The sequence below is a fragment of the Mycoplasma sp. 10961 genome (assembly GCF_055523525.1).
On the sequence record NZ_JBVFVD010000001.1, the window covers coordinates 922714 to 943480 of the forward strand.

18 protein-coding genes are annotated in these 20767 nt (G+C 27.5%); 9 read left to right on the top strand and 9 right to left on the bottom strand.

Annotated features, from left to right (window positions below; translation table 4 throughout):
- Positions 1-135: 135 nt before the first annotated feature.
- Positions 136-4983: an MGA_1079 family surface serine endopeptidase gene (locus tag AC0B4T_RS03885; RefSeq protein ID WP_465103210.1), complete on the top strand. Its 4848-nt coding sequence runs from the start codon at positions 136-138 to the stop codon at positions 4981-4983.
- 106 nt (positions 4984-5089) lie between these two features.
- Here AC0B4T_RS03885 and rpsT read toward each other — a convergent pair whose 3' ends face one another.
- The gene (gene rpsT, locus AC0B4T_RS03890; protein WP_465103211.1) at positions 5090-5365 is read right to left on the bottom strand and encodes a 30S ribosomal protein S20; all 276 of its coding nucleotides are present in this window, start codon (positions 5363-5365) and stop codon (positions 5090-5092) included.
- A gap of 70 nt (positions 5366-5435) precedes the next feature.
- Positions 5436-6575 (bottom strand): hypothetical protein, encoded by a 1140-nt coding sequence (locus AC0B4T_RS03895; protein WP_465103212.1) that lies wholly within the window; start codon positions 6573-6575, stop codon positions 5436-5438.
- A gap of 418 nt (positions 6576-6993) precedes the next feature.
- On the opposite strand from AC0B4T_RS03895, the gene AC0B4T_RS03900 reads away from it, so the two are divergent.
- From AC0B4T_RS03900 to AC0B4T_RS03925, 6 genes are all read left to right on the top strand, one after another.
- Complete coding sequence (locus AC0B4T_RS03900) at positions 6994-8208, top strand: DUF2971 domain-containing protein (RefSeq protein ID WP_465103213.1); 1215 nt, start codon at positions 6994-6996, stop codon at positions 8206-8208.
- Positions 8201-9346 carry a DUF3800 domain-containing protein gene (locus tag AC0B4T_RS03905; protein ID WP_465103214.1) on the top strand — a complete coding sequence of 382 codons (1146 nt, stop codon included), beginning with the start codon at positions 8201-8203 and terminating at the stop codon, positions 9344-9346. The genes AC0B4T_RS03900 and AC0B4T_RS03905 overlap by 8 nt, the downstream gene beginning before the upstream one ends.
- Before the next feature lie 12 nt (positions 9347-9358).
- Positions 9359-10159, top strand: coding sequence for a phospholipase D-like domain-containing protein (locus AC0B4T_RS03910; RefSeq protein ID WP_465103215.1), 801 nt, complete (start codon positions 9359-9361; stop codon positions 10157-10159).
- 19 nt (positions 10160-10178) lie between these two features.
- Positions 10179-11960: a DUF262 domain-containing protein gene (locus AC0B4T_RS03915; protein WP_465103216.1), complete on the top strand. Its 1782-nt coding sequence runs from the start codon at positions 10179-10181 to the stop codon at positions 11958-11960.
- Positions 11961-12054: 94 nt separating this feature from the next.
- Positions 12055-13116, top strand: coding sequence for an IS3 family transposase (locus AC0B4T_RS03920; RefSeq protein WP_465103217.1), 1062 nt, complete (start codon positions 12055-12057; stop codon positions 13114-13116).
- Positions 13073-13222: an IS3 family transposase gene (locus AC0B4T_RS03925; RefSeq protein WP_465103218.1), complete on the top strand. Its 150-nt coding sequence runs from the start codon at positions 13073-13075 to the stop codon at positions 13220-13222. Before AC0B4T_RS03920 ends, AC0B4T_RS03925 begins: the two co-directional genes overlap by 44 nt.
- A 13-nt stretch (positions 13223-13235) precedes the next feature.
- Here AC0B4T_RS03925 and AC0B4T_RS03930 read toward each other — a convergent pair whose 3' ends face one another.
- The 7 genes from AC0B4T_RS03930 to AC0B4T_RS03960 all read right to left on the bottom strand — a co-directional run bounded on the left by AC0B4T_RS03930 (position 13236) and on the right by AC0B4T_RS03960 (position 19039).
- Positions 13236-14174 (bottom strand): IS3 family transposase, encoded by a 939-nt coding sequence (locus AC0B4T_RS03930; protein WP_465103283.1) that lies wholly within the window; start codon positions 14172-14174, stop codon positions 13236-13238.
- On the bottom strand, positions 14117-14629 hold the full coding sequence (locus tag AC0B4T_RS03935) for a transposase (protein WP_465103219.1): 513 nt from the start codon (positions 14627-14629) through the stop codon (positions 14117-14119). Before AC0B4T_RS03935 ends, AC0B4T_RS03930 begins: the two co-directional genes overlap by 58 nt.
- Before the next feature lie 53 nt (positions 14630-14682).
- Positions 14683-15954 (bottom strand): hypothetical protein, encoded by a 1272-nt coding sequence (locus AC0B4T_RS03940; RefSeq protein WP_465103220.1) that lies wholly within the window; start codon positions 15952-15954, stop codon positions 14683-14685.
- Positions 15955-15956: 2 nt separating this feature from the next.
- Positions 15957-16190, bottom strand: a complete 234-nt coding sequence (locus AC0B4T_RS03945; RefSeq protein ID WP_465103221.1) for a hypothetical protein — start codon at positions 16188-16190, stop codon at positions 15957-15959.
- Positions 16190-16579, bottom strand: coding sequence for a hypothetical protein (locus tag AC0B4T_RS03950; RefSeq protein WP_465103222.1), 390 nt, complete (start codon positions 16577-16579; stop codon positions 16190-16192). Before AC0B4T_RS03950 ends, AC0B4T_RS03945 begins: the two co-directional genes overlap by 1 nt.
- Position 16580: 1 nt before the next feature.
- Complete coding sequence (locus AC0B4T_RS03955; protein ID WP_465103223.1) at positions 16581-18728, bottom strand: DUF3987 domain-containing protein; 2148 nt, start codon at positions 18726-18728, stop codon at positions 16581-16583.
- 122 nt (positions 18729-18850) lie between these two features.
- Complete coding sequence (locus AC0B4T_RS03960) at positions 18851-19039, bottom strand: helix-turn-helix domain-containing protein (protein WP_465103224.1); 189 nt, start codon at positions 19037-19039, stop codon at positions 18851-18853.
- 316 nt (positions 19040-19355) lie between these two features.
- Between AC0B4T_RS03960 and AC0B4T_RS03965 the strand changes: the two genes are divergently transcribed.
- Positions 19356-20396, top strand: a complete 1041-nt coding sequence (locus tag AC0B4T_RS03965; RefSeq protein ID WP_465103225.1) for a hypothetical protein — start codon at positions 19356-19358, stop codon at positions 20394-20396.
- A 155-nt stretch (positions 20397-20551) separates the two neighbouring features.
- The gene (locus AC0B4T_RS03970; RefSeq protein ID WP_465103226.1) at positions 20552-20755 is read left to right on the top strand and encodes a hypothetical protein; all 204 of its coding nucleotides are present in this window, start codon (positions 20552-20554) and stop codon (positions 20753-20755) included.
- Positions 20756-20767 lie beyond the last annotated feature (12 nt).

Below are 20767 nucleotides of genomic sequence, written 5' to 3' on the forward strand. Positions count from 1 at the left end.
TATTAATTTAAAAAAAATAAAATATCTTACTTCTAATAAATAAAAATTTAATATAAATTTTTATTTATAACTTTAAAGATATTACAATTACAAAAAATTTACTAATAATAAATTAAATAAAAATACTGGAGTTTTATGCAAAAAATTAAAAAATTCTCATTGGCCTTATCATCACTAACTGTCATTCCATTTGTTGCATTATCTTGTACAAATGATGAAAAACCAACACCAAAACCTACTGATAATGCTAATATTACCAAAGTTAATAACTTTCTAAATTCTGTTAATAATAGTTCTGTAGATGTTTTGAAACAAACTGTAACAAATTATCAAAATAATGATTTTGATGAATCAAAAGCAAATTTATTAATTGATTTTGTAACTGAATATTTATCAATTTTAAACACCAAAATTGAAAGTTTATACTCAACTATTGATTACAAACCAGACAATTTTGAAAAAATTAAAACTAAACTAGATGAATATGATAAATTTATCAATACTACAAATAATAACTTTGATAAACTTACTCCTGAGTTTTTAACTCAAATTAAAACAACTAAACAAGAACTTTCTTCATATAACGAAGCCATTTTATCTAAAAATAAAGAACTTGATGATTTTCTTTTAGAAGCTAAAAAAATTAAATTAAGTAATTCAAAAGTTAGTGATTTATTAAAAAATAATACTTCTAAGCTATTTAACCTAAAACCATCAATTAATAAACCACTAGAATTAGTTAAAACTATTGATAAAAATTTAACTAAGTTAGAAGATGTAATTGAATTTGCAACTCTAAATTCAAATCAAGAATTACAAACTAAAATTAACCAAGCAAAAGAGTATGTTAATACTAACTTATCTTTTGATAAATTAACAACCTTTAACCAAGGTTTTGATAGTCATTTTGTTTCAATTACAAACTATATTATTGAGAACAATTTAGCTTCTGAGTATGTTAATAGTAAAAAGCAAGATTTCACTGCTTTAGTTGAAAGTTCTGATATTGATACTACAACTAAAGAAGAACTAAGAAATAGCATTAAACAAATATATTCACTTGCAGGAATTTACGAACTACAAGAAAAACTTAACTATTTAGAAACAAATGTTGTAGTAAATACAAAACAAAGATTAATTAGTAAAGTTAATGAAACAGATTTAAGTAATCAAAATAAACAAGATTTAACTGATTTAATAAATGCTTATGGACAAAATGCACTTACTACCTTTGAAACTGAGTTTACTAAATTCCTTGAATCATGAACCAATCTTAAGAATAAGTTAAATTCAATTGAAAATTATATTACTAGCGAATATCAAAAATCACAAAAACAAGTTTTAGAATATTACAAAGAAAAAGGTAAATATTTAAAACTTTTTGATAAGGAATCTAAACTAGAGAAAATTTCTCTAGTTTCAATGTCTAACAATATTAGTACGTTTGAAGAATTATTAAAAACATTTGAGACACAAGAAACAAATCTTAAGAATAATACTGAAACAGATTCAAAAACTCTTTTAGATTACTTCAAAGCAGAAACAGATGGAAAACTTAAATTTGAATTTAATGAAATAGGTGCTAAATATGATTTAGAGAAATACTCATATTCTGCATCATACAACTTTGAAAACACTAAGTTATTCTTTGATGTCCACGACAATGAATATGTTGATTATCAAATAACTAATTTAGAATTGGATAAAACTAACTGGAATAATTTACTAGTTGAAGTTACAGTGTTTTTAAAATCAAAACCTGAAATTAGTTATAAATACAAATTTAATAAAGTATATGCAAAAGATGTAACACAATTTGTAAATGATATTAATATTAATGACTTAGATACAAACTTTGATGTAGATTATGAAGGCTTAAAAGAACTAAAATCACAAGATTTCTTATCTTATGAAAAAGATAAGAAATTAGAATACTTTAAAGCTAAATCTAAATTTATTTCAAAATTCTTCCGTTATGATTTTTCAGATGATTTTGAATTTAAAGATAATAAACTATATGTAACTTTAAAAGTATTGTTTAATAACCAAGTAATTAAAGAAGCTAAAATAGCAACTAATAAACCAGTAGAATTTTGAAATAACGAAGGTGATTATCAAGAATACGTTGATAAACTTCACGAAGCTAAAATCTTAAAAATAATTAATGGTAATGCTTCTGATTTCTTTAATTCCTTAAAGATTAATCATAAGAGTAAAAATTCTCATGAAGTTTACCTTGCTTCTGATGCAATTAAAGCCTTTAGTGAATCATATATTTTGCCTAAATTTGGTAAATATGAATTATTTATTAAAGAAGTTAGAGATATTGATGATTGAGGTGGTAATGCAAAATTAGTTTTATGATATAAAAAAGATGGTGTCGAAGTTGAAAAACCAGCTGCTACCAACAATAAAACAGTTTCAATTAATAATTTTAAATTACTTAACTTCTTTGATTTAAAACCTAAAGGTGAGGTATTTACTGCCGATGATTTTAAAAACTCAACAGCTCCAGCGCAAAATATTATTAGTATCATCAACTCAGTTAATGAATCAAACTTTACGCCAAGATTAACCTCATCAACTAATCCAACTCCAGATTTTAGAATGCTTAATGTGCAAGATATGATTGATCAAAAAGCATTTGTTAATATGGAATATTTAATGGTTTTTAGTAACGGTACAGACAATAAAGGTGAAAACCATGATAGTAAAGCATATGTTCCGTTAGATAAAAAATATTATGATAAAAACATTTCAGTTAACTCAACTGATACAAAACCTTTAACAAATGAGTACTTTGCTGTTTATTATGATGTTAAACGTACTGGTAAACGTGGTATGACATTTAAACTAGGTTGAATTAATAAGAAAAACCAAAGCATAAGATATACTAATGGTAGAGAATATACTTTAATTAACTTAGTTAATGATTATCAACAACACCATTATCCTGAAATCATGGTAAATAATATTAAAATAAGTGATTTAGAAATTAACTATGAAACATTAAAAACTAAAACTGCGGACCAGTGAGCAGCTGATTTAGAAAATTTAAATAATGTTATTAAATTAAAATCAGATTCACAAAAGCAGATTAATTATTTAAATTATTCATTACCAGTTACATTATTTAAAATAAATGCTATTAGACGTATTTCCGGTGATCAAGCTTATATTAGTTTTAAAGTACAAGATCGTAATGATCAATGAATAAATGGTAATATTTGATACAAAATCCAAGGCTTTGCACCAAGTCAAACAAATAACATATATCAAAGTTTTGCATGAACTAACAACAATTTAAAAACTATCCAAGATTCTCCAACCTCAATTACTCGCGAAAGAGTAATTGAGCCTATGTGAGATGAATTGCTTTGGAATTTAAATCAAAGAACCAACATAGCTTCATGGACTTTTAAACGTAAATATTTAGGACAAACTTTATTAAAACCAAATGCTAGAAATCGATCAATTAAATTCAAACTCCTTGCTAATGTTTTAATTAATGATACTAATAAAACTAATCGCCTTAGAGATTTAAGTAATGGTATTGATATAAATGTTGACTTTGATCAGTTAATTGCAACTAAGTCACAAAAGTATATTTACAGTGCAACAGCTTCAGAGCAAGAAAGTTTTAAATATATTGTAAGTTTAACATGAAATGAAAGTACTGGTATTGAATTCAAAATCTTCATGGAAGATAATTCATACAAAATTATTATTGATGAACCAGAAGTTCAAGATCATTTCAAAACTGAGTTTGAAAAAGAAAGAGCATTTATTATTTTACCTGCTGCTGCAAGCATCAGTGTAAAATATACTAATGATGAAGAAAAAGAAGACTTTAAGGTAAACCAAAACAGATTTGATTATAACAACATGGATTATAATCAATTTAATCAACCTATTACTATTTTTTCAGATGCAAAATATTTAGCAAATCGAGACGTTTATCAACCTAACCAAAATGTACCATATGAATTGCATAATGGTTATAAATTAGATGCTGAATTCATGCGCCTTGAAGAATGAAGGGATTGAGATGTTGTTGATAATGCATACCTTCGTGCATTCCAATACTCTGCTTCCACTTCAGGTACAGGTGGTTTTTTGGCCAAAACAAATGATAATCCTAATGATGCTACTTTCTACTACATAACTAACATGCACGTGGAGACTCAAGCAGCAAAAAACTTTAATGATGTTATTGGTGATAGTTTCTTAAAAGATTATGTAGCTAAATATTACTTTTTAGCTTACCAACTTATTAAAAATGATTTAGAAAGAAATAGAGATTATCTTTCAACTCATTACGTTGCTGGCAGCATCCCTATTAAAGCATTGTGGTTAGCACATTCTCAAGAATCAAAAGATGGTAAAAAAACACGTGAACCCCATGATATGATCTTATTATCAATTAATTTAAATCAACACTTAAAAAATGCTAGAAATTCTGGAAAAATGGATATAGTATCAAAAATTGAAAGAATAATGAAAATGCCAAATATTAGTATGGATGTTCCTTCTAAATTTAGAATAGTATCAGTTCCAATGATTTGGGAAGCAGCAACACTAGGTTTCCCACATACGAAGCTTTCAGGTTCAATTACTCGTAGACCTAAAAATATTCAAGATAATTCATACCAAACCGGTTGAAGAGATTACTACTCTCATATTTACGGAGGACCTGGCTCTTCTGGTTCACCAGTATATGTAGAAAAAGACGGAAAACTTAGTTATTTTGGTCTAATGACTGCTGCTTCAAGTCATACCTTTGGAATTGGAAAAAACGAATACAGTATATTTTATAGCTATGATCTTAGAGAATATAACCTCTTAGGTATTAACCCAGATAATGAACACCCATTATCATTACAAAATTACAAATCTGCAGCTTCACAAATTTTCAAGGCTCACTTACACAGCCCCGATGTATATGATATGCCTTGGTTCTTAAAAGAAGTAAAAGAAGACTAGCAAATAAATATTAAACAATGTCTTGATTATTAAGACATTGTTTTTTTTATAAGCATTAGTTATTAATACAAAAAATGCAGCAATAAGCTGCATTTAATAAAATATTTTAGTAAGCATTGTTTGCTTTTGTTTTGTTAACAAATTGATCTAAACGTGAGTGTTTTCTTGCGCCTTTATTAGCATGAAAAACTCCTTTAGCAACAGCTTTAGCAATTACGTGGTGTGCATTTGCTACTAATAAAGCTGCTTTTTTGTCGTTAGCTAAAACAGCTTCTCGAGCTTTACGAATTGCTGTTTTAACTCTAGATTTCATAGCTGCATTTTTTACACGAGCTTGTTCCATCTTAACGATGCTTTTCATTTTAGATTTAATATTAGCCATATAAGACCTCCCTTTTTCTTTTAGTTTGAAAAATCCTATATATTATATAACAAAACTTAAAATATAAAAATTAATATGTGATTTTATAATCACTTCTAACTATGGTTTTCTTTAGTTTAAACAATACTGGAATAATAATATTTAAAACTAAAATATAAATTGGCAAGGCAATTACTGACCTAAGAACAATCGGGGTCATAACAATTACATAACGATTTTGTAAGTTATAACTTCTTCCTAAATATCTATTAGCATATTGAATAAAGGCAATTGGACCTCAGATTCACCTTGCTAATACAATTGTAAAGATAACTAAAAAGATTGTTAAAGATAAGTATAAGTAGGTTTGTTTTTTACCTGGTGTTTTTGCTTTAAAATATCAATATACTGATAAATTAAATAATGCAAACATTCCTAAAGTTAATGCTAGTAAAGTGCCAAAAACTCCAACACTTAACCTACTAATTCCAAAAGTAGATGAAATTCTTAGTCCTTTTGGATCATTGACATTTACTAAGAATGTATAAATTAATAAGCCAAAAGATAAAAGCATAAAGATTTCCATAAAAATAAAAACTTGTTTTTTGTTTTTCTTAAAGATATCTAAGATAAAGCCAATTAGAAACGAAACTGCAATTGGCACAATTGCATAAGCTTCATGATATAAAGCAATTTGCCCTGAAAGTAGTAAACTAAAAAAGTCAGCCAAAAAAGAGAAAAAAGCCCCTTTATATTTACCAAAGAAAATGGTGAATATAATATAAAAGATATATTCAGTCGATAAAGAAATAATTTTTAGTGGAGTAAAATTCTTTAAAGCAGTAATAATAAAGAATAAAGACATTAAAATTGCACCAAGGGCAATATCATAAACTGAAAATTTCAAATTATTACGTTTTGAACCTTCTTTTCAATTACATATATAATAGTCTCCTTCTTTAAATAATGCAAATAAAAAGAAGTAACGGTATATATCTAATAACGGAATGAATAAGGATAATTTTAAGAAAGTAAAATTAAATACTCCATTACCTTCATATTTAATTTTATCTTTAATATGCTGTCACATTTGCCATTCAATTTTAAAATAATAAATTCTTGCAGCTAAAACACCAAGATATAAAGGGATTAATAATCCCCAGAAGATAATATTTTGATTTAATTGATTAGTTGATAAATGGATATTAAAAGGAATGTATGTTTTATTCAATATTAATATAATTAATATTAATAAAGTTAAACACAATGCTTTAAAAAATCCATGTATTAATGTTGTTTTTTTTAAATTATAATTCGTGTTGTGTATGTATATTTCCATTCCATTATTATAACAGATAAGGAAAAATATATTTTCTAAAAGTTTCGTACTTATATTAATGTTTTTCTTTGATATAATTATGATGTGTTTAGATAAAAGGAAGATATTTTCAAACATTATTTATATTTTTTATAGTATAATAACCCCAATAATAATATTTAACAGCAATTAATTAACAAAAAAGGAGATATTTATGGCAAAGAAATTAAATCTTTTCTTTTTAAACTCAATCAGTTTAATGGGATTTGCAACATTTTTTGCTACTCCAGCAGTAAAAAATGTGCTGTAACTCATTTGGTAAAAGGAATACATGATTAAGAAAACATTAGTTGGTCTTAGCACGATATTAATCCCTTTTACAGCTTTTGCCTGCACTGTGAATAATGACGAGTTAGTTAATCCAAATTCTTTTAATGATATAGACGAGGAACAAAGGTTAAAAATTTCAAAAGAAATTAGTAAAATATATAATCTTATTATTCCTAAATATAAAAATCTGGTTAAGTTAGCTACTTTTATCCCACCAATATGGTTGGATAATAAAGGAAGGATAAGACAAACTTATAGCCAAAATCAAAGCGGCGGTTTTAACACAGTATATTTTGATGAAAATGTTCCTAAAATAAAGGAAAGATTTATTGAGGTATCTTCAAAAGAATTATTTAATTCCTTAATTATAAATCCATTTAAAGAATTGCATAATCATGATGACTTTAATGATGATATTCAAATCAAGGAATTATTTGAATCCATTTATTTAAATAATAAAGATATTAAAGTAGGCTTTTTTACAAAGCTTATTATGAAATGGGATAGATTTGGTATTAATCTAAATTTAAAATTATCAAAAAAGAATAAGTATTATGAGTCTATTCCTGGAGCTCAAGCACTAACTAGATGGATAGTTAGATATGCTGCTCAAAAAGGTGAAAATTCTTTTGATGAATTGAAAGAAAAGTTCACTAATGAAATTATTCAAAAAGTTAAAGAAGTGCGAAATAACGCTTTAATATCATGCTTTAGTAAAAGATATGATTCCATTCTAATGTGGTCACATTATGGAGACAAACATAAAGGCATTTGTGTTGAATTTGATAGACCTGATAAAGATTTTCTTGATGTTAAGTATTCTAAGAAAAGATGCAAATTCGATTTTGAAGATACTACAAGAAGAGTATTAGGCTATATGCTATCAAACGAAGAAGCTGATGTTAATGATAAGGGACTAATAAGATGTATATCCAAACCATTTATTGTTAAGTCATTAGATTGGCAATATGAAGAAGAGGTTAGATGTATCTTATCTCCAAATAGTGATGGAGTTTCTAAATTAGAAAAACTGAGTCTATACACAATGCCTACTAAAATTACAAAGATATATGTAGGTTGTAAGGTTGATAAAGAATCAGCAGAATATAATAAATTGTTACAATTAGCTAAAACTAAAGGAATAGATGTAATTGAACTTATAGAAAGTGATGTTTTATTTGGCCTAGAATCCAAAGGTGGTGGTTTTAATGACTAAACTTGATGACATTATGAGTTGGTTTGCTGAAAACCTAAAAATGTTAAATGTTGAACCAATAAAGACTAGCAAGATTTTTTATTTTGATGAAAGTAACAACATAAAAAAAGGTATTATTGGGAAAGATAAAGATAATAATGAAGATTTAGAAAACTTATATTTTGCTCTAGGTGGAATTGCTATTGATAAAAATATAGATTTTTATGATTTATTGAGATATGTTGGAGCACGACAGGTTCCAACAGATGCTAAATTTTCATTTTTTGCTTTTAAAAAGAATAAGTTTGAAGAAGCAATAAGCCAATCACGATTAAGAAAGTTTTTTGAATATTTATTAAATAATAAAATACTTATACACTTTGATGTTTTACATTATATGCATTTCGCACTTACTGACATTCTTGATTCACTAATTGAAGAAAATGATGCTAATAAGTTCGCGGCAATGGTTTATTATAAACAATTACAAAGTGATATGACTGAAGTTCTTTATCAAAATTATGATGCGTTGCACGAGATATTAGTTGAGTTTGAATTTCCCAATGTTCCAAAAGAAAAATCTAATGACTTTATTAATAAAGTATTAGATTTATACACTTGTAATTATGAAACTTATGATCCTGATGATATTGATAATTTTACAAAAGAATTATTAAGACAAATTATAAAAGCTAAAAGAAATAAAAATAATCTTGTATTCTTGGAAGATAATAATTCTTTTATTATCTCAGAAGGTGTATTTCATAACTACCTATCTAGAGTATTGGAAGTTAATGATTTTAAATATTTTGACAATGAGTTATCTATTACTAATCATTTTGAAGAGTTAGACGCTGAATATGAAAAGAAATTGAATGTAAAGTTCATTGATTCAGCAAATAGTAGAGAAATTCAGATATGTGATGTAGTTTGTGGATTTGTTGCAAGATTATATAATTTTTTGAGTCATCATGAAGAACATGAAATATATACATTTATTAAAAACTTAAATAAAGAAGAAGATGCATATAAAACTTTAAAGGCTTTTGCTGATTTAATGACCTTATCAGATAATATTTCACCTATGATGTTTAAGAAAACAACCCCACTTTTTATTGAAGATAGATTTACATTATTTATAACACTTATGGAAAAATAGGAGGACAAGTGAATGATTGAATTAGTAAAAACACCAACATCTAATATTTTTTTCAATTTGGTTAGTAACTGTAATAATGAAATGATTCTCTGTGCTCCATATATAAAGAGTGAAACTGTTAATGAAATATTAAATAAAAAGAAGAGTAGTTCTAAATTAACTGTGATTACATCTTCTAATATTTCTAATTTTATTCAAAGAAGCTCGGATTTATCGGCAATAAGAAAGTTACTTGATAATAAAGCTACTGTTTTAAATTATCAAGATTTACACGCTAAAATATATTTATTTGATAAATTGAAAGCATTAATTACATCAGCAAACCTTACTTATTACGGAATGTATCATAACTATGAATATGGGGTTTTAATTGATAATAATGATGAAATTATGGATCAAATCGAAACTGATTTTCTAGAAATGTTTGAAAGTAAGTTGTATGGTGAGTTTGATGATGTAAAATTAGATGACATCGAGAAGACAATAAGTAATGTAGAATCAACTAAATATGTTATCAAAGAAATAAATGGTGATAATACTTTAGTCATAGAAGATGTTGGAGCACTTCTTGATAATATGTCTTCTTGGCAAAAAGATGTTTTCTATATAATAGATAAGCTCCCTAACAATGATTTTGTTTTAAAAGATGTCTATAAATATAAAGATGAAGTAGCTTTAAAACATCCAAATAATCATAATATCGAACCTAAGATTAGACAAATATTACAACAATTAAGAGATCTAGGTCTTGTAAAATTTACAAAGTCAGGGCAGTACAAAAAACTTTTCATTCATAATGGGGAGTTAGTATAAGAGGGTTAGGTGATGAAATATGGCAATACATGCAGTTGATACAACATTTACACAGTTTTTAAATCCAAATGAAACCAAGATATATACAATACCTATTTATCAAAGAGAATATTCATGGAAACAAGAACATTGCGAAGCATTACTAAATGATATACAAGAAAACGACCCGAATTATTTTATTGGTTCAATAATATGGGTTGAAAATACCAATGAAGTAATTGATGGACAACAAAGGTTAACATCACTTAATTTACTGCTAGTTGCAATTTATAACAGAATGTGTGATTTTGTTGATGATGAAGATATTAATTTTAAAAAATCAAGTTTAAAAAGAATGATTGTGTCGGATAAAAAGACCAGACTAGTCCCACAAAAGCAAGGAAAGAACAAAGAGGATTTTGAATATTTATTAAATAGTGAAATTATAAAAGTCCCTGCTGCAAAACCAAGCAATTACGGTAACAGAAGAATAAGTAAAAACTATAATTGGTTTAAAGAATATGTTGATAAGCTTGATGTTAACGAAACGATTCAATTATTTGATAAAATATGTGGATTGACATTTATTAGTGCTTCTGTGGATAATGCACAAACGGCTTTTATTTTATTTGAAACTATGAATAATAGAGGAATGGCATTATCAGCTATTGATCTAATTAAAAACTCATATTTAAGTAGAACTGATGATGAAGACAGTATTTCAAACTGGGAAAGCTTAATTGAAATTCTTGGAAACGAGAGTAATCAAGAACAATTTTTAAGAAATAATTATAATGCTTTTAGAAGTGAGTATAACAATTTAAGCCTTCCTCTTACCACTAATCCAAAGTACGATATTGCAAACAAAGCAACAAGATCAAATGTTATAAAGATATACGGTTCTTTGGTTGATAGAAAAGATTTTATGGAGTTTTTAACTTTAAATGCAAAGTATAATTCATTACTAACCGGTGAAGAAAAGCTTCAAATAGATGTTTCTGAAGAATTTAAAACAACTTTTAAAAATTTTAGAAATGCCAATGCTACATCAGCATTTACGCTATTATTGTATCTGTTGAGAAACCAAATTGTCTTTGGCTTTGATGATACTCAATTGCTTGACTTGTTTGAATTAACATTAAAGTTTTTTATTAGACGTAATCTAACTAATAATCCTTCCACTGGTGCTTTACCTCAAATATTGATGAACATAATTGAAAGAATAAATCAATTAAATGAAAAGAATTTTGCGGATGTTCGTAAAATACTATTAGATGAGTATCAAAATAAAACATCAAGTAATGAAGCAGTTAAAGAAATACTTTATGGTGATATATATGACACTAATAGGGATATGGCAAGATATTTGCTATGTTCTTTGTGTAAGTTTGAAGATAAAAACGAGAAGAAGTTTATAGACTTGTGGGAGAAAAAGGATGAAAAGTACATATGGACAATAGAGCATATTCTCCCAGAAGGAAATAAGGATGCAACAAATACTCCTAATGAGTGGATTGAAATGATAAAACAAGGTGATGTAAAGTATAAGGATTATTCGAACGAACAAGTTTATACATTGGTAAAAGATTATAGACATAAAATAGGCAATCTAACAATGACGGGATATAACTCATCGTTGGGAAATAAAAAGTTTTTTGATAAAAAAGACAGATATGATTCTAAAGGAGAAAAAATTGGATATAATAATGGCCTTAGTTTGAATGAATATGTATATGCACAAAGTGCTTGGTATATATCTAATATAGTTGAAAGAACAAAAGATTTAGCTAATGAAATAATAGCTAGCCTTGAAATTAAGTAATAGTAAAGCCGGACAGAAAAGTTAACATTTAAATGTTAGCTTTTCTGTTACCATTCGTTGGTACCAACGAAGAATTTTTTTGAAAGGATAAATTATGTCAAGACATTTAAAGAAAGAAGAATTTGCAAAAATATATGAAGAATATCAAAAATCAGGTTTCCCAGGTGCTTTCCAAGCTATTTACCAAATATCACCAGAAACAAAAAACTTACAAAGAAATAGTGTAAAAGTTAGAATTAATAAAATAATTAAGTATTATAATTTAGGTATGGAAGACTTATTGCAGACAAAGAAAGGTGAAAGCCGCAAAAAAGGAAGCGGCAAACCTAAGACGAAAAGAGAACCAAATTGAGATATTTTTGATCGTGATGATTTGTTACAAATAGCTAAAAGATATTATGAAATTACCAACGAATTACCTAAAAGTAAGAAAGTTATTGAATCTAAAAGTTTTAGTATAAGTTATGTTAAGCTTGCAGAAGTTTTTGGCATTTCTAGACAAACAATTTCTAAAACTCAAAATATTAAAATTGCACAAAAACTCCCTAAATATAGTGATGTAATCGAAAAATCGTTCGCAGAAACAAAGTCAAGATATGGAAGGTTAAAACTAAGTGTTTACATATCTAAAAAATACAAAATAGATATAAACGAACGTTCATTAGGGAGATATATGAACCTTTTAGGCCTAAAATGTAAGCTTAGACAAAAATCAAAACGAAAAGAAATTAAAAATCTATCTACTCAGATTGATAACTTCGTAAATCGTGATTATAATGATCAAAACAATCGAAATATTTATGCAACTGATGTTTCATATATAAAAGGGCCAAAAGATGTGTTAGAATCACACGTTTATTTGTCTGCAATTTTATCTCATAAAACTAAACAAATTATTGGTTTTAAATTATCAAAAAGTAATAATCTAGAACTAGTTTTAGACAATTTAAATTCATTAAAGCAATACAAATCCAAAAACTTTATCATTCACTCAGATCATGGATTTCAATATACACATCATCAATATATTAAAGAAGTTAAAAATCTTGGTGGGACTATTTCGTTATCAAGAGTGGGAAATTCTCTTGATAATCGAGAAATTGAATATTGGTTTGGAATTATTAAATGATTTAGATTATTCAAAAATAACATTTAATGAACTTAATGATATGATACAAGAATATGTAATTTGGTACAACAATGACCGGATTCAATCAAACTTAAACTGAAAAACTCCACAGCAATTTATAGTGAACCCATAAAATTGGACTAAAATTAATTTAAGGATTGATGCCTATATCCTAAAGGTGTCAGTCCTTTTAATTTTGTAATAATTCGTTTTTTGTTGTAATAATTTATATACTTGCGCATTGCTTTTTCTAAGTCTTCTAGAGTTTTGAATTCTTTTTCATGACCATAAAACATTTCGTTTTTCATGGTTCCAAAAAATATTTCAATAACACAATTATCATAGCAATTTCCCTTTCGCGACATACTTTGTTTAATACCTCTTTTACTTAATTTGTCACGATATTGTTTCATTTGATATTGCCATCCCTGGTCAGAATGTAAAATTAATCCATTAAGATTTTTATACTTTTTAAAAGCTTTATTTAGCATTTGATTCACTTGTTCAAAATTAGGACTTTTTGAAATTGTGTATGAAACAACTTCGCGGTTATGTACATCTATAATTGGTGATAAATATAGTTTTCCACTTGCTATTTTGAATTCAGAAACATCAGTGCTTCAAGTTTGATTCAATTTTGTAGTTTTGAAATTTCGCTCATAATAAGTGTTATGATTCTTTTTGTCAACAATCCTTGTAAGGAGTAAGTTATTACAAATTTTTCCAATTTCACCTTTATATGATTTATATTTTGATTTTGGCTGTAAACCAAATAAATTAAGTAATTTCATCAATCTTTTAACCCCTTTATGGTTAATAATATAACCTCTATTTCTTAGTTCTAAACAAATTCTTCGATATCCATAACGGGATTTATTCTCATTAAAAATATTCGTTATTACTTGTTTTAAATCAAAATCTTTATCATTTTTTGAAAAACTTTGAACAATATAAAAGTATGTTGACTTTGCTAATTGGAAAAAGTCTAGCATTAATCTTAATTTATATTTATGCCTTGATTCAAATATTACTTTTGCTTTTTCTTGTTTGGTTGCTCTGTCCTTTGTTGAACCAAGGCTCTCAATTTTTTTAAGAGGTCTCCCTCCATTTCAAGCTGGGCATTTCTTTCTTCGAGTTCTTTAATTCTAGATAATGTTTTATCTTGTTTTGGGTTATTATTCTTTGGCATGGTCATTGGCATTTTACCTTTCTTTTTATTTATAAGACCATTATACCCAAATAATTTAAATTTTTTCACTCATGAATTAATTATTCCAGAATTAATTAATAGTTTTGCTTCCAAAGAGCGGATGGGTTTACCATTTAATACTTGCTTAATAATTTGTAATTTAAAACTAGGACTGAAGTTTCGTCGTTTATTTCTTTCTGTAAATATTTCTAATCCGTGGAGGTTGTACAAACGCTTTATAAACTGAATTGTACGCATATTAACATTAAAAATTTCGGCAATTTGTTTGCTACTCTTACCAGTTTTATATAGTTTTATAATCTTTAGTTTATCTTCTAATTTTAACTTCATAATAAAAACCCCCTAAGTTTTACCAATTGATTTGGTCCAACTTGTGGGGTTCACTATATTTTTCCTACGGCAGGTATAGAATAATCTAACCCTTTTTCAAGAGCCCACATTTCTGTAGAGCTTAAATATTTTCCGTTTGGTTCCTTAGCAAAATATTTTTTATCATTATATTTAAAATACAAGTTATCATCAGAAGAGTGTACTAACACAACATCAGAATTATATGGAAACATAATTCTTTTGTTATTCATATCAAAGGCAGCTAAGTTTTTACCTTGGTATCTCACAACACCATTTAAAACTTTTCTGTTAATCTCTAAATCAACGGCTCAATTGCCGTTTTTCATTCCTTCTTTTTGGAAGACATTATGTTTAGAAATTAATTTTTTATTCCTGATATTATAATAATTTTGAAATACTTCGTTATTTTTCTTTAAGTCATCAAGATCTTTATATCCATTTTTATGAATTACTAATGGATATTGGTCTAATGATGTTCTAAAAGATCTTTCCACATGAGGTTTATGCTTCGGATTAGAGGAACTTATTACTTCTATTCCTTTTTTATTTAAAACTTTTTCAAAAATTGTTTGTGTGTTTTCGCTTCCTCAAAAACTTCTTCTTTTATCAGTATAAATTTTCTTCGGAAATCCATATTTTTTAAATACTATTTCTAGGAGCCTTTGATATCCCAAAGTTGTTTCTTGTTCTTCAAATCATACTGCTAACAATGTTCCTGTTGCCACATCAATTGCATGATAAAGGTATAATCGTTTATTGTTTTTTAAATATGGCTCAAGTTGCGCATCAATCTCAACAATTTCACCAAAATTTAAATTTTTCTTTAGATTTAAAACTTGTCTTTGTTTTTCATTTTGTTTAATTTGTTGATAATAATTTTTTAGTAGTAATGTTATCTCTTGTGAGGTTTTTTTCTTGGATAATCTAGCAATTTTTCTTCCTCTTTTGGTTGTATGTATATTAAATAAACCTAATTGGTTAAATCTTTTGACTAAAGTTTTGTAAGAAATTTTTGCCCTTATATCAGAACCATATTCAGAATAATAATAAGTTTTAAAGGTAAGTTGGTTATTTGTTAAAGCACTGTTTAAAATAAATTCACATGTTTTTAAATATTTTTTAAACTCTAATTCAATTTCTGAATCAGTAACTTTGCAGTTTCTTTGTTGATTTTTATTTTTATGAGAGATAACAATTTCTTGATTACTTTTTATAGCTTTTTTATATCTTTTCACAGTTGACACACTAAGGTTTGTAATTAAACTAAGATAAGATAAAGATTTTTCAATATTTTCAGCAATCAATTTTAAAGATTGCTGTTTTTTAATTCGTATTTTGTCAAGTTTTTGTGGTTTGCTAAGTTATGTATTATTTTCATAAATAATTTATACCATTTTTTTAATAAAATTAGTTCAGTTTTAAAGGGATTTATATTGGTACTAAAATAGTTGTTATTGGACATCTTAATTGAGAAATCGTAGTTTAATTGAAGATTATCATATCTTTTTTCTAATTCGTAGAAAGCGTCAATTTTATCCATTATTTTAGTCCTCCATTATAATTAATTAGTTTATTTAATCCTTCAACTTCATAATTAATGTTTGTAGGACCAAAGCCAAATGCTGCGATTGAATTTCCTTCAAAATCACCATCAGTTAATTTCATTGTAAATTTCTCGATGATATGAATTGCCTTAACCACATCTCCATGTGGGATATTAGAAATTTCTAGAATCACAGATCGCTTATTAATCCACACCCACATCTTTGCTTTTTTAGATGTTCTTAAAGTGTTGATTCCGTCAATTTCAATATCATATTTTTCATTAATTATGTACCAAAGGTCAGTAGAATGGTCCTTTATATTAAGTTTATGTTTGTCCAATTGATTCATAATTGAACGTTGTATAGGTTTAATCTTTTTACTCATTTTATTTTTCCTCCTTGTTATTTTGATTAAAGATTATTGGATTAGATAAATATGATTCGGTTTTCTTGTTAGTTTGTTTAACTTGAATGTATCCATATTCGACTAATCGATTTAGAACTGGTGTTATGGCATCAACTGTTTTATAGGATCTACTTGCTCGAAGAATATCCCTTTTGCTGAATTCATAAAAACCATTCTTTTTAATATTTGCAAGCACATATTCAGCTTGTTTATTGATTGGATCAATCCCCATAAGTGAATAAGATGCTTTTGCGTGCTCAATGTAATATCTACCGATTAAGATAGCGTTAGCCATATCTTCTTTAGATACAACTAGCGGTGGCGTTATATCAAAGAAAGGATTAAATTGATCCTTATTGAATCTTGCTAGTAGAGCAGATATACGAAGTACATTACCTACAAGTTTTCCTCTCCAAGTCTTTATCTCGGTGTTTTCACCCATGATTTTTTCGTTCTCATCATGGAATGCTTCAAAGAGAGTACTTGCCTCACTACTTAATCTAACGATTTGATTATCAATAAGATTTTCTTCCTCATTTAATACATCTTTGATTTTCATATCATAGAGTCTTGAAACCTCTGGTGGAATAGGAGTAGTATGAAACTTTCTTTTTCCAATTAAGGATTCAGGTAGTGCATATAAGAATCTCGTTGTTAAGCCTTTACCTTCAAAAGTTGAATTACTTATAAGTTGAGATAATACTGAAGGTTGCACTGAAAGAAGTATGGTTAGTGCAGGCTTTTGAATTAGCTCTGAAGGACGTCCGATTCTATCAACTCTAATAGTGTCTCCAGAATATCCTTTTAAGAACACATCAATATTGACACTCTTGTTATACATTCCAGCAGGAACATCAAAGATACCACCTTCAGTTGATATAATTGCAGTCTTACCACCTGAATCAGATAGGATGGATGTTAGTTTTTCAGTTGTAATATCATCAACATATAGCTTCTTAGGCTTTTCCTCTTTAAAGTTAGCTACCTTTTCGGCTATTTCAGTTAGATCAGTTTCTGATGCTTTGCCTTTAGCATATTGAGTTTCAATAGTTTTCTTTTTGCTTTCTAGAGCGGATTTACGCATACGAGATGCCTCAAATCTTCCTGCATTTGTATTGTTGTAATTAAGCTCATATTCGTTAACTGGCCTTGTCATAAAGCTAATAATTGCTGATTTTCTTTCACTAGGTTCAGCAATAATTAATGTGTAAAGATTAACAGGCTCATTCCAGTCTGCTTTACCGTCAATACGATATCTACCTTGCATACATAAAGACATAATAGCTAAAGAAGCAGTAGCAGCCATATCGACTGGTGTTTGTGTAGTCTCTGCTACGGCAACTACATAATCTTTTATGATTTTAGGTAATGCATCTACAGGAAATGTAGGTAGCCTAGGCTTTTCAAAAGGAATAGGTGTATCCCATTTGATTTCAACGGGCTTATTATATTCTTCAGGCTTCGTATAACTTGGATTAGTTACAACTTTATTCTTATAGAATTTAGCAGCACTCTTCCAAATAAGATTTAGTTCATCCTTCTCTAATGGTGGATTACATTTATTAGCTGCCTCTCTATATTTGGATTTAGATTCATCACTAATTCCATATTTCACTAGTAAAGAACAAGCAATCTTATGCATCGTTGCATTTCTTGAGCCTTCTGGTATAACTTCACCAAGTTCACTAAATGCTTTTTCACTTATTACATCATCTAAAAACTGATTTAATGTAATAGTACCTTCATGATATTCAACTAGAGGCTCAGTTGTACCTGCTAGAAATCTTGCTGAATCTTTGGCGTTAGGATCAATTAAAGGACAATAGTCATATAATCTTTCCTTTATTGCTTTATATTCATCAGCATTAGTTATTTCATCAATTAAGAAGATGACATGAAATCTAGGACGAGGACCATATTCGGTCTTACCTTTTCCTATTTTAGGTTTCATATGCGATTTAGAATAATGAACTAAATAAGGAACACCACTAAACATTTCTTTAATAGAAGTAGATGTAACCCAGTCATCTGGATTATTTGAATGGTCATTATCAAAATCAACACCAACACAGTTAGAAGAAATGAAATTATCGATTGATCTATAATTATCCTTATATTTCGCGCACACGTAATCATGTGATACAGCCTTCTTTAATGATTCGATATCAGTAACAACAACCTCATTAGGATAAAGACAGTTATTATATTGTTGAATGCAGTTAGAATAATAGATTTTAAATGGCATATTCATTACTTCACACCTTCTTTATTAGAACTATTTTCTTTTAACCATCTCTTGAACTCCTCAATTGGAATGATGATTCTTGTCCCAATTCTTATTGAAGGGAATCCAGGAGTCTTAGTTAGCTCATATGCTTTAGGAACTGAGATGCCAAGTTCACTTGCTAGTTCTTGAACACTAATAGTTTGTTTTTCCATTTTGTTTTCCTCCATAATTTAGATTTGAATTCAAGAGACTTAAGGACTTACCCAATTTAGAATCAAAATAATTTCTAATCGTTAAACAAGCAATTGGGTGAAACCTGATTAAACGGCTATCAATTAGATGAAACTAAAATCCGTTAAATCTCTTGTTTTCGATTGCATTTTAGCATATAATATAACCAAACTAAATCCGTTCTAAAGGTTAGTTGATTGGTTATAAATGGAGGTGTTACTTTTGGCAAGAGATGGTAAGTACATGGACAACAAATGGAAAGTCAAATTTCCTAAGATTTATAAAGAAAAACTCCAAATGGCAGACATTGGAGGAATTGGTAATATTACATATAAAAAAGTTGTTTATTCTAATTATGAGTATGCCTTAACTGATGAAGGTGCAATCATTCGTCCAACTGAAAGTGAACCAGTAATCAATCCACAAGAAGACTATGATTTAAAAGGCGAAGCATTGCTAGTTGAATTATGTAATCTAGCAAGAGATATTAATAAATATGATGTTGATAACACACTTCCTGCTGAAAATAAAAAAAGCATCAGAGATGCTCAAAGAAAAGGATGTGTTGATTCAATAATCGATTGGTGCAAAAACAATATGCATCCTTATGATATTGAAGATTTATTTGAAAAATATCATATTGAAAAGAAAGAAGAAAAACCAATTATTTATAATGATGGCTATGATGGAACTTTCAAGTTATCAGACTTTATGAAAGAACTAAGTTATGTGTATGCTGTATTTACTGCTTATTATGCTTTTATAGATGCTATTAATGGTAATCCAGCAACTGCTTATAATTTATATGAAGAAGGTATTTATTTCGATACTTTAGATATTTTTGAAAAGTATAAAACCACAACCACTTATGATGAATATGAAGAAGATCCATCATGGGATATAGTTAAAGCTATGCAAGAAGCTAATAAGCATGAGCATACAAGACAAAATTCAATTGATGAATTTAGAAAAGCAATTATAAAAGATAAAGATGAAATATTGACTTTTTTATCATCTATGATTCCAGATTTAAAAATGTGCTTGATTTATAAAAATTCAAAAGCAGTCTTTACAGCAAACATTAATTCTGTATTTGATATTTGTTGGTATACGTTATCTAGATTTATAGCAACGAATTCAGGTTCATTAGATTTAGACTTAAGTATTAATACTGAAGATTTTAGGTCAACACATATTGGTGTTTGTAGAAGTTGTGGTAGATACATGGAAATGAAATCTAATAGACAACTATACTGTAAAAGAGATGATTGTCAAAGAGATAGAAATAGAAGAAAACAAAAAGATTTTCAATTGAGGAAAAGAGAAAAAACAAATTAATAATGGCAAAATATACTTCATAAGGAGCAATGTAAAAGTTGCTCTTTTTTATTTCAAGATAATTATTGAGTTTTTAAAAACTTAAAAATATCTATTGACAATTTATTTGAGTTTTGATAAACTTAAAGTGTAATAAAAATATGGAGGTGCTCATCGTGGCTAAAACAAATGAAATTTTATTCAAAATTGAATCAATTATCAGAGGTGAAACTTTAGGAGAAAGATCATCATACATGGTGATTAGCAATGCTTATCAATATGCTTGTAATAATAATCTTATTTATTATAAGAATGAAGAATTATTAGAAATCGCTCGTGAAATGAATGAACATGTATCTCAGAAGTTGTCGATAAATTAAATGACTTATATG